Origin of the sequence: Spirillospora sp. NPDC048819 (genome assembly GCF_040650055.1) — a bacterium.
Taxonomy (GTDB): domain Bacteria; phylum Actinomycetota; class Actinomycetes; order Streptosporangiales; family Streptosporangiaceae; genus Spirillospora.
Genome location: NZ_JBEZGN010000042.1, coordinates 73,483 through 80,374 on the forward strand (window position 1 = coordinate 73,483; position 6,892 = coordinate 80,374).

7 protein-coding genes are annotated in these 6,892 nt (G+C 73.5%); 2 read left to right on the top strand and 5 right to left on the bottom strand.

Annotated elements, in window-relative coordinates:
* Positions 1–60 precede the first annotated feature (60 nt).
* The 3 genes from AB0C35_RS38760 to AB0C35_RS38770 all read right to left on the bottom strand — a co-directional run bounded on the left by AB0C35_RS38760 (position 61) and on the right by AB0C35_RS38770 (position 2,784).
* Positions 61–666: a response regulator transcription factor gene (locus AB0C35_RS38760; protein WP_358467215.1), complete on the bottom strand. Its 606-nt coding sequence runs from the start codon at positions 664–666 to the stop codon at positions 61–63.
* Positions 663–1,979: a sensor histidine kinase gene (locus AB0C35_RS38765; protein ID WP_358467217.1), complete on the bottom strand. Its 1,317-nt coding sequence runs from the start codon at positions 1,977–1,979 to the stop codon at positions 663–665. Before AB0C35_RS38765 ends, AB0C35_RS38760 begins: the two co-directional genes overlap by 4 nt.
* Before the next feature lie 163 nt (positions 1,980–2,142).
* Positions 2,143–2,784, bottom strand: coding sequence for an NAD(P)H-binding protein (locus AB0C35_RS38770; protein WP_358467219.1), 642 nt, complete (start codon positions 2,782–2,784; stop codon positions 2,143–2,145).
* A 76-nt stretch (positions 2,785–2,860) separates the two neighbouring features.
* Here AB0C35_RS38770 and AB0C35_RS38775 point away from each other — a divergent pair, with 76 nt between their 5' ends.
* Positions 2,861–3,436, top strand: coding sequence for a helix-turn-helix domain-containing protein (locus tag AB0C35_RS38775; RefSeq protein WP_358467221.1), 576 nt, complete (start codon positions 2,861–2,863; stop codon positions 3,434–3,436).
* On the opposite strand, the gene AB0C35_RS38780 is transcribed toward AB0C35_RS38775, so the two are convergent.
* Complete coding sequence (locus AB0C35_RS38780) at positions 3,433–4,833, bottom strand: acyl-CoA synthetase (RefSeq protein WP_358467223.1); 1,401 nt, start codon at positions 4,831–4,833, stop codon at positions 3,433–3,435. The two genes, AB0C35_RS38775 and AB0C35_RS38780, sit on opposite strands and share 4 nt — an antisense overlap.
* Entirely contained in the window at positions 4,833–6,008 is a 1,176-nt protein-coding gene (locus tag AB0C35_RS38785; protein WP_358467225.1) for a CoA transferase, read from the bottom strand. Before AB0C35_RS38785 ends, AB0C35_RS38780 begins: the two co-directional genes overlap by 1 nt.
* Before the next feature lie 43 nt (positions 6,009–6,051).
* Here AB0C35_RS38785 and AB0C35_RS38790 point away from each other — a divergent pair, with 43 nt between their 5' ends.
* Positions 6,052–6,705, top strand: coding sequence for a hypothetical protein (locus AB0C35_RS38790; RefSeq protein ID WP_358467227.1), 654 nt, complete (start codon positions 6,052–6,054; stop codon positions 6,703–6,705).
* The last annotated feature ends 187 nt before the right edge of the window (positions 6,706–6,892 follow it).

The following is a 6,892-nucleotide window of genomic DNA, read 5'->3' on the forward strand; positions in this document are numbered from 1 at the left end:
GATCATCCCCGCAAGCACGGGGGGCTGTGCCGAGCGTGGCAAAGCGACAGCAGAGTGTGCCTAGATCCAGCCCATCTCCTTCGCGCAGCGGACGGCGGCGACGCGGTTGGATTCACCGAGCTTGGTCATGGCGGTGGAGAGGTAGTTGCGGACGGTGCCCTCGGACAGGTGGAGGCGGGCGGCGATGCGGGCGGTCTCGGTGCCGGTGCCGGTGAGGCGGAGGATCTCGCGCTCGCGCTCGGACAGCGGGTTGTCGCCGGCGGCCATCGCGCCGGCGGCGAGTTCGGCGTCCAGGTAGCGGCCGCCGCCGTGGACCTTGCGGATGGCGGCGGCGAGTTCCTGCGTGGGGGCGTCCTTGGCGACGAATCCGCGGACCCCGGCGGCCATGGCGCGGCGCAGGTAGCCGGGGCGGCCGAAGCTCGTCAGGATGCAGACCGAGCAGCGGGCGCCGGACGCGTCGAGCCGCTCGGCGACGGTGAGGCCGTCCGCGCCGGGCATCTCGATGTCGAGGACGGCGACGTCAGGGTCGTGCTCGGCGACGGCGGCGGCGACCTCGTCCCCCCGGCCGACCTCGGCGACGACCTCCAGGTCGGGTTCGAGGCCGAGCAGCGCGGCGACGGCGCCGCGGATGAGGTGCTCGTCGTCGGCCAGCAGGATGCGGATCACGCGCGGCTCCCCCCGGTATCGGCGGACACGGTGTCGGCGGACACTGCGTCGGCGGCCACGGTGTCGGCCGGCACCGCCTCGGCCGGCACTGCGTCGGCGGGGGCGGGGGCGGCGTCCGCGTCCGTCGCGGGGAGGGGGACGACGGCGCGCAGGACGAAGTCGGTGCGGCCGTGCCGGCCGGCGGTGATCTCGCCGCCGAGCACGGCGACGCGCTCGGCGAGGCCTGTGAGGCCCGAGCCGTCGGCGTCGTCGCCGCCGCGGGCGCCGTCGTTGCGCATCTCCAGGGCCACGGAGCCGCCGTGGGACGTGAGCGTGACGGTGCAGCGCCGGGCCTCGCTGTGCTTGATCACGTTGGTGGTGCCCTCGCGGATCACCCAGGCCAGCACCGCGCGGACCTCCGGCGGCAGCGCGCCCGGCAGGTCGCCGGCCTCGCAGCGGATCCCGGCGGCCTCCAGCACGGCCCGCGCCCCGGCCAGCTCGGCGTCCAGCTCGACGGCGCGGTACCCGTTGACGGCGGCCCGCACCTCCCGCAGCGCCTCCCGGGCGGTGCGCCGGACGTCGGCCATCTCGGCGGCGGCCCGGTCGGGGTCGGCGCCCGCCGTCCGCATCGCCAGCTCGCTCTTCACCGCGATCAGGGAGAGGCTGTGGCCGAGAAGGTCGTGCAGGTCGCGGGAGAAGCGGAGCCGCTCCTCGGTCACCGCGAGCCTGGCGAGGGCCTCGCGGGCCGCGAAGGTCTCCTGGTGCATCTCCCACATGCGGCGCTGGTACCGGTTGCAGAACACGACGAACCCGCAGGCGGTGACGTAGATCGCGAACATCATGGGGAGGAGGCCGTACCAGGGCATGCCCCCGTCCGGGTACAGGTACTGCGCGGAGATCGTGGTGAGCGCCGAGCAGTACGCGGCCGTGCCGAGGCAGAGGGCGACGATCTGCCGGCGGCTCTTCGGCGACAGCACCACCGCGGACACCCAGAAGACCGCGATCAGGTTGAACAGCGGGTTGGCGAGGAGCATCAGGCTCAGCACCGCGGCCACGGCGCCGCTGGCCGCGATGTCGCGCCGGGACGCCCCGCCGTCCAGGCCCGTCCGGACGAGCCGCGAGTAGTACCCGGTGAGCAGGCCGAGGCCCGCGATCACCGCGACGATGAGAGGGACGCCGACGTGGCCGTCGTCGTAGGCGGCCGCCAGCCCGGCGAGGCTGGGCACGATGAACCCCACGGCGGCGAGCATGAACGAGCGGTACGTCCCTCGCCGGTACCGTTCCAGCCTGCGGTTGTCCTGCGCCTCGAGATCCGCCGTGGTGGCGACCGCCATGTCGGGTTCCTCCTCGCCTGCACTGTAATCGTGCGCGGGCATCGAGCGGGCGGGCTCCGTCCCCAGCGTCGTGGTTCCGCGCGCCCTCCGGTAGACGCGCGTGTCACCGGTTCCACCGGCGCCTGTCACCCGATCGGCATGACAGGTGTCATGCGGGCGATTCTTAGCGGGCGACGCCGACCACGTGGCCGATGGCGGCCGGGTCGTCCGCGAGGTCGAGGAGCGCGGCGGCGAGGTCGGCGCGGGCGATCGAGAAGCCGCCGAGGACGTTGCGGTCGACGGCCTTGCGGTAGCGGCCGGCGCCGTGCCCGTCGGTGAGCCGGGGCGGGCGGACGATCGTCCAGTCGAGCCCGGAGGCGCGGACGACGTCCTCGGCGTCGCGCATGTCGGCGAACGCGTGCTTCAGGAGCCGCCGCAGGACGAGCGGTTTGACCACGAACCGGGTGAGCGGGTCGTCGCCCGGCCCGGCGTGGAACCCGGACCCGCTGACGAGCAGCAACCGCCCGCCCCCGGTGGCGTTCATCGCACCGACGATGCCGCGGGCGCCGTCCGCGCAGACACTGGTCGGCTCGCGGCCCTCACGCGTGCCGATCGCGGTGATGACGGCGTCGCGTTCCTTCACCGTCCCCTCGATCGCGCCGGAGTCCATCACGTCGGCCTGGACGACGTTGGCGGCGGCGCGCAGTTCGGCGGGCAGCCCGGCCGGGTCGCGGACGACGGCGGTCACCTCGTGCCCGGCTCCCAGCGCGCGGCGGACGAGCCGGATTCCGGTGCCGCCGGTCGCCCCGAAAATCGTGAGCCTCATTGATTTCCCCTCGTTAGTGAGTATTTACTAACCACTATCATGGTGAGTGTTCACTCACACGTCAAGGGGGCCTTCATTGAGCGCGCGGGAACGGATTCTGGACGCCGCGGCGGACATCATGCGCCGGCACGGCGTGGCCCGCGCCACCACCAAGGAGATCGCCAAGGCCGCCGGCTACTCCGAGGCGCTGCTCTACAAGCACTTCCAGGACAAGGAGGAGCTGATGCTGCACGTCCTCAAGGAACGGATGCCGGACTTCGCCCCGATGAGCGTCCCCGGCGAGGGCACCGTGGAGGCCAACCTCGTCTCGGTCGTCCACGGCGCGCTGCGCTTCTACCGCGCCGCGTTCCCGATGATGGCCTCGATGATGGCGCAGCGGACGCTGATGGAGGCGACCCGGGATGCGCTGCGCAAGTACGACGCGGGCCCGCACAAGCCGGTGCGGGCGCTGGCGGCGTACCTGGACGCCGAACGCGATCTCGGCCGCGTCGCGGCCGCCGCCGACACGCGCGCCGTGGCGGCGCTGCTGATGGGCGCGTGCTTCCAGCAGGCGTTCCTGCACTACTTCGCCGAGGGCGACTCCGGCCCGGACCTGCCGGAGTCGGCGGCGCGCGACCTCGTCCGCCCCGTCCTCGCCGAACTTCTCCCCTAGGGCGCGAGGTCGGTCAGGCGGGTCTTGACGACCTTGCCCATGGCGTTGCGGGGCAGGGAGGCGACCAGGTGCACCACGCGTGGCCGCTTGTGCACCGACAGGCTTCCGGCGACGAAGTCGATGAGCTGCTTCTCGTCCACGCCGTCGGCGACCACGTAGGCGGTGACCTGCTCGCCGAGGTCGTCGTGGGGGGTGCCGACGACGGCGGCCTCGCGGACGCCGGGGTGCGCGAGCAGCGCGTTCTCGATCTCACCGGCGCCGATCCGGTAGCCGCCGCTCTTGATCAGGTCGGTGGACGCGCGGCCGACGATCCGGTGCCAGCCGTCCGGGCCGATGGTCGCGATGTCGCCGGTGCGGAACCAGCCGTCCTCGGCGAACGACTCCGCGGTGGCGTCGGGACGGTTGAGGTAGCCCTTGAACAGCAGCGGCGCCCGGACGTGCAGCTCGCCGGGCGTCTCCCCGTCGTGCGGGACGGGCCCGCCGTCCTCGCCCATCAGCCGGGTCTCGACACCGGGCAGCGGCATGCCGACGTATCCGGGGCGCCGGTCGCCGTCGGCGCGCGCGCTGACCGTGATGAGGGTCTCGGTCATGCCGTAGCGCTCCACCGGCCGGTGCCCGGTGAGGTCTGAGAGCCGCTCGAAGACGGGCACGGGGAGCGGCGCGCTGCCGGAGACGAGGAGCCGCGCACCGCGGAGGGCCCGCGCGGTGGACGGGTCCGACGCCGTCCGCGACCAGACGGTCGGGACACCGAAGAACAGGCTCCCGCCGTCGTTCTGCGCCGCGGCGGCGTACGCCTCCGGCTTGGGACGTCCCGTGTGGACGAGCGGCGACCCCACCCGGAGGGCCCCGAGAACACCGAGGACGAGGCCGTGCACGTGGAAGAGGGGAAGCCCGTGGACGAGGACGTCGCCGGGTGTCCACGCCCACGCTTCGGCGAGGGCGTCCAGCCCGGCGGCGATCGCGCCCCGCGAGATCAGCACGCCCTTCGGGGCGCCGGTCGTCCCGCTCGTGTAGAGGATCATCGCGGTCGCGTCGGCGCCGGCGCCCGTCCGCTCGCTTCCGTTGCGCGGGAGCGCGTCGACCGGCACCAGGGGCGGTTCCCCCTCCGCCGGTCGCACGCCGCTCGCCGCCAGCAGCAGGCTCGCGCCGGAGTCGCCCAGAATGTGCGCGCGTTCGGCGGGCCCCGAGTCCGGCGGCAGCGGCACGACCGGGACGCCCGCGAGGACACCCCCGACGACCGCGGCGACCGTCTCCAGGGACGCGGTGGCGTGGACGGCGACGGCGTCCGCGCCCCGGATCTCCGCGGCGACGGCCGACGCCCATCCGAGGAGTTCGTCGCGCGCCAGTTCCCGCCCGTCGATCCGCACCGGGCCGCCCGACTCGCCGAGCAGGTCCATCACTCGCCCCTCTCGTTCTCGTCCAGCCCGTCCCGTTCGTCGAGCCAGGCCATCACCGCGTCATTGTGCTCGCCGAGCAGCGGCGGGGCGGTGTGCTCGCGCGGCGGCGCCCCGTCGAAGCGCAGCGCCGGCCCCGGCAGCTCGATCGGCCCCAGCTGCGGATGGTCGACCTCGACGACGAGGCCCTGCGAGCGGGTCTGCTCCCACTCGTACACCTCGTCGATCGAACGGATCGCCCCGGCCGGGACGCCCGCCTCGTTCAGCCGCGCCAGCCAGACCTCACGGGTGTCGCCGCCCAAGACCGCCTCGATGTCGCCGGTCAGCTCTGCGCGGTTCGCGGACCGATCCGGGATGGTCGCGTACCGCGGGTCATCGGGGTCGAGGCCGATGACCGCCGCGAACCGGCGCCACAGGCTCTGGTTGGCGACGCCGATCTGGATCTGCCCGTCCTTGCAGCGGAACGTCCCGTACGGGGCGATCGACGGGTGGTCGTTGCCGACCGACTCGGGGACGTCGCGGGCGACGGTCCAGCGCGTCCCCTGGAACATGTGCGCGCCGACCACCGACGCCAGCAGCGACGTGCGGACGACCGTGCCGCGCCCGGTGCGGGTCCGCTCGTACAGGGCGGCCAGCACCCCGGCCACACCGTTGCCCGCGGCGAGGATGTCGGCGATCGACAGCCCGACCTTGCTCGGCGTGCCGGGCGGCCCCGTCACGCTCATGATGCCCGCCTCGCCCTGCACGATCGCGTCGTAGCCGGGACGTCCGCCCTCCGGCCCGTCATGCCCGAACCCGGTGATCGACAGGACGATCAGGCCGGGGTTCAGCTCGTGCAACCGCTCCACCGGGAAGCCGAGCCGGTCGAGCACGCCCGGCCGGAAGTTCTCCACGAGCACATCGGCGTGCCGCACCAGCCGCGTCAGGGTGTCCCTGCCCCCACCGGACTTCAGGTCGAGGATGATCGACTCCTTGTTGCGGTTGATCGACAGGTAGTAGGTGCTGACCTGCTCGGCGCCCGCGAACGGCGGCCCCCAGCCCCGCGTCTCGTCGCCGCCGCCGGGCTGCTCCACCTTGATCACCCTGGCGCCGAGGTCGGCGAGTGTCATCGTGGCCTGCGGACCCGCCACCACGCGGCTGAGGTCGACGATCACAACGTCTTCGAGCGGTCCGGGCAAGGACGTCCTCCTTCGGGGGCCGGCACCTGGAAGTATGCCGTCCGTGCCGGACGCCGCCCTGACCTACCCCGCGCTCGCCGTGCGCCTGCTCGCACTGCCGCCGTCTTGCGGCCCCGTACGCCTCGTCGCGGTCGACGGCCCGAGCGGCGCCGGCAAGTCGACGTTCACCGACCACCTGGCCGCCGCCCTCCCCGACGCCGGAGGCGCCCCGGGGGGCGTGGGGGGTCGTCCCCCCTCGGAGGGCAGGGTTGGCGCACCGGTCGTGCGGTCGGACGACTTCCAGGTGCCCTGGGACGCCGACCCGCTCACCTGGTGGCGGCCGCTCCGCGAGACGGTCCTGACACCCTTCCGGGAGGGCCGCCCCGGAGTCCTGCGCCGCTACGACTGGCACCGCGACCGCTACGGCCCGTCCGAGCAGGTCCCGCCCGCACCCGTCGTCATCATCGAGGGCGTCGGCGCCGCCTGGGCGGAGTCGCCCGCCGCCTACCGCATCTGGATCGACGCCCCCCACGACCTCCGCCGCGCCCGCGCCCTCGACCGCGACGGCCCCGAATACGCCGGCGCCTGGGACGCCTGGTCCACCCGCGAAAAGGCCCACTTCACCACCGACGCCACCCGCGACCGCTCCGACCTCCTCGTGGACGGCACCGCCCTTGTCCAACACCGCTTCAAGACCTGCCCCAGAGAACCGGAGTGAGAAAGGGTTCGCGACGTATTCGCCCCCGCACACCCACGACCACAAACGGACGTGCTCCGCGGCGGCTTGCGCTGACCGCACAGCCCGTTATCGCCTAGTACTCCAGCGGTAAGTCGTGATCTTCAGTTTCTTTGGGTCTGTTGTCGCTGGTAGTGGCATGTGCGGGCGTGGGCTTGATGGCGTCGGC

Bases quoted from the DNA above. Each gene is read 5' to 3' on its own strand.
- AB0C35_RS38765 (WP_358467217.1), bottom strand. From the start codon at position 1,979: ATGGCGGTCGCCACCACGGCGGATCTCGAGGCGCAGGACAACCGCAGG.
- AB0C35_RS38770 (WP_358467219.1), bottom strand. From the start codon at position 2,784: ATGAGGCTCACGATTTTCGGGGCGACCGGCGGCACCGGAATCCGGCTC.
- AB0C35_RS38780 (WP_358467223.1), bottom strand. From the start codon at position 4,833: ATGGACCTGCTCGGCGAGTCGGGCGGCCCGGTGCGGATCGACGGGCGG.